Origin of the sequence: uncultured Campylobacter sp. (assembly GCF_937890585.1) — a bacterium.
Lineage (GTDB): Bacteria > Campylobacterota > Campylobacteria > Campylobacterales > Campylobacteraceae > Campylobacter_A.
Window position 1 is genome coordinate 1 of record NZ_CALACG010000380.1, and the last position, 2,016, is coordinate 2,016.

Sequence of the window (2,016 nt, forward strand, 5' to 3'; positions counted from 1 at the left end):
TTATTAAAGTATTTAGAATTTTCTCACTTTAAATGATACTAAATTATCATATGTTAGAATTTGCAAAAATTTTTAAGGATAAATTTTGGTTATAGCGATCGATCTTGGCTCAAATACCTTTCGTGTGGCGCTCGTAAAGAAGGGACAAAACGCCTTTTATAACGAGCAAATTTATGAAAAAATAGTTGGAGCTGCAAGGGGCTTAAACGAAAGTGGCAAGATAGGCTTGGAGGCTAAAAATAGGCTTTTTGTTGCGATAGCGGAGGCTAAAAGCAAATTTGACTTTGCCAAATTTAAATGTGTGGCGGTTGCGACCGAGGCATTTAGAGTGGCGTCAAATAGCGAAGAAATTTTTGACGAGATAAGAGAAAAATTTGATATAAATTTTCATTTAATAGACGGCAAAGCTGAGGCAAAACTTACATTTTTGGGAGTTCAAAACGCCTTTAAAAGGCTTGGGCTAGATGAGAAATTTAGCATAGTTGATATCGGTGGAGCGAGCTCTGAGATCAGCGAAGATGGAAATTTTAAAAGCTTTAAATTTGGCATCATCACATTTTTTGAGAAATTTAAAAATTTCAAGCTACTTGAGCAAAATGCAAAAATTTACACTAAAGAGGCGAGGGCGTTTTTAGGCTCGCTGGATAATAAATTTATCGCCCTAACTTCTGGCGTGCCAACAAGTATCGCAGCCCTAAAACTTGGGCTAAACTATGAAAACTATGACGCCAAAAAGATAAATGGCTTTGAACTTAAAATGAGCGACTTTGACCACTTTATAAGCGAGCTTTTAAAGCTTGATGAGGGCGCAGCAAATGTGGCGGTCGGCAAGGATAGGAAATTTCCACTTATCGCTGGGACGCTACTTTTAAAAGAGCTACTAAGCGAACAAGAAGCGAGATTTATAGTTATTGACGATGGACTTAGAGAGGGTGTCGGGGCCGCTTATCTGCAAGGCTTATTTCAAGAAATTATCACAAATTTTTAGTTATTATTTCAAAAACTTAAAGGAGAGAAAATGAGCATAAGAGAACAAATTTTAGCTGATATAAAAGAGGCTATGAAGGCAAAAGATGAGTTTAAAAGGGACACTTTAAGGACGCTAAATGCAGCGCTTAAGCAGGTCGAAGTCGATCAAAGGATCGAGATGACCGACGAGGTTGTGCTTCCGCTACTTCAAAAGGAGATCAAAAAGAGGGCTGACTCGGTTGAGCTTTATCTAAAGGGCGAGAGAGAGGATCTAGCCAAAAAAGAGCAGGGCGAGATCGACCTTATCAAGGCATATCTGCCAGCGCAGCTAAGTGACGAGGAGCTAAAGGCAAAGATCGAGGCGATCATCCAAAAAGCTGGTAAAAATCTTGGTGCTGTGATGAAAATGGCAAAAGATGAGATCGGAGCGAGCGCTGAGGCAAAACGCATAAGCGTGATCGCAAAAGAGCTTTTGGCTTAAATTTAAAACAAATTTTTAAAGCTTGTGCGTTAAATTTAATGTGTGGGCTTTAAATTTGCTTTATTTTACATAAAATAGTGCATATTATTTTATGTAAAAACTAAATTTTTAAGAGTAAATTTATAAATTTAGGCTAGGGCGGGCATTAAATTTAAATTTATATTTTGGTGTGTGGGTTTAAATTTAGCCATTTGGCTTTGGACTGGCAATCTGGTTTTGTCGGCAACAAAGAAGCAAAAATCAAAGCAAACTTGGCTAAATTTGACTTAGCTTTTATGGCTGTTTATAAATTTTGACTATGCGGCTTTGATCAAATTTAAATTTGTTAAACTCTTTCTCGCTTTGAAGCTAGTAACAAAGGTTTGCGAAGGATTATTTTTTAAGTTTGTCGGTGCAAAAGAAGTAAAATTTAAAGTAGCAAGCCTAGTAAAATTTGAGCTTTGCAGTATTTATCTATAAGGCAAATCAAAAACAAATCTCTTGCAAGCTCTAAATTTATTCAAAAACATCTCCAACATGCGCGGCAGAGGGCGCATTTAAAGCTATGCTACGAGAGAATAAGTGGC

General features: G+C 37.1%; 2 protein-coding genes. Both read left to right on the forward strand.

What is annotated here, in order from left to right; genetic code table 11:
• Nucleotides 1–85: 85 nt before the first annotated feature.
• Nucleotides 86–988 carry a disulfide bond formation protein DsbA gene (locus Q0296_RS11155; RefSeq protein WP_298040604.1) on the forward strand — a complete coding sequence of 301 codons (903 nt, stop codon included), beginning with the start codon at nucleotides 86–88 and terminating at the stop codon, nucleotides 986–988.
• 30 nt (nucleotides 989–1,018) lie between these two features.
• Entirely contained in the window at nucleotides 1,019–1,450 is a 432-nt protein-coding gene (locus Q0296_RS11160) for a GatB/YqeY domain-containing protein (protein ID WP_298040606.1), read from the forward strand.
• The last annotated feature ends 566 nt before the right edge of the window (nucleotides 1,451–2,016 follow it).

What these genes read in the sequence shown, in the direction of transcription:
- Q0296_RS11160 (WP_298040606.1), top strand. Translation starts at nt 1,019, where the DNA reads ATGAGCATAAGAGAACAAATTTTAGCTGATATAAAAGAGGCTATGAAG.